The sequence below is a fragment of the Falsiroseomonas oryziterrae genome (assembly GCF_021864505.1).
Taxonomy (GTDB): Bacteria; Pseudomonadota; Alphaproteobacteria; order Acetobacterales; family Acetobacteraceae; genus Falsiroseomonas; species Falsiroseomonas oryziterrae.
The window spans coordinates 1-600 of sequence record NZ_JAKJIB010000701.1; the positions used below are offsets into that span (position 1 = coordinate 1).

At 76.8% G+C, this 600-nt stretch carries 2 protein-coding genes; both read left to right on the forward strand.

Going from position 1 to position 600, the window contains the following annotated elements:
- Positions 1-382 (forward strand): DUF697 domain-containing protein (locus L2I40_RS24205; protein WP_237217874.1); only part of this gene is annotated, 382 nt, incomplete at its 5' end.
- On the forward strand, positions 379-600 hold a 222-nt coding region (locus tag L2I40_RS24210), incomplete at its 3' end, for a hypothetical protein (RefSeq protein ID WP_237217875.1). The genes L2I40_RS24205 and L2I40_RS24210, both read left to right, overlap by 4 nt.

Here is a 600-nt window from a genome sequence, read left to right on the forward strand (position 1 = left end):
CGTGCCCGTGCCGCTGCTCGGCGTCGGCGGCGTGGCGAGCGCGAACGCGCTGATGCTGAACGCGCTCGCCGCGCGCTACGGCGTCGCCTGGACGCGCGCCGACATCGCCGCCTTTGCTGCTGCCATTGGCGGCGGCGCCGCGCTCTGGGCCGCGCTGCAATACGGGCTGCGCGAGGTCGCGAAGCTGATCCCCGGCATCGGCACGCTGCTCGGCGGCACGCTGAACGCCGCGGCCGCCTTCGCCATCACCTACGGCCTCGGCGAGGCCGCCTGCGTCTGGCTCGCCCATGCCCGCCGCGGCGAGGCCGCGCCGCCGGACGAGGTCCGCCGCGCCTTCCAGGACGCGCTCGCCGACGCCGTGCGCCGGAGCAAGCCGGCATGACGCGGCGACTCCGGACATACTGGCGCGAGATCCTGCTCGTCGCGCTGATGGCCGCGCCCTGGGTCGCTCTGCTCGGCCTCGGCTTCGCGTGGCTGGTGCAGAACGACCGCGTGCTGGTCTGGGCGCTCGCCGCCGTCGCCTGCGGGCTGCTCGCCTGGCCGTTGCGCCGCGCCGTCCGCGCGCGATCCGCCGCGCGCCTCGCCGCCGAGCTCGATGCC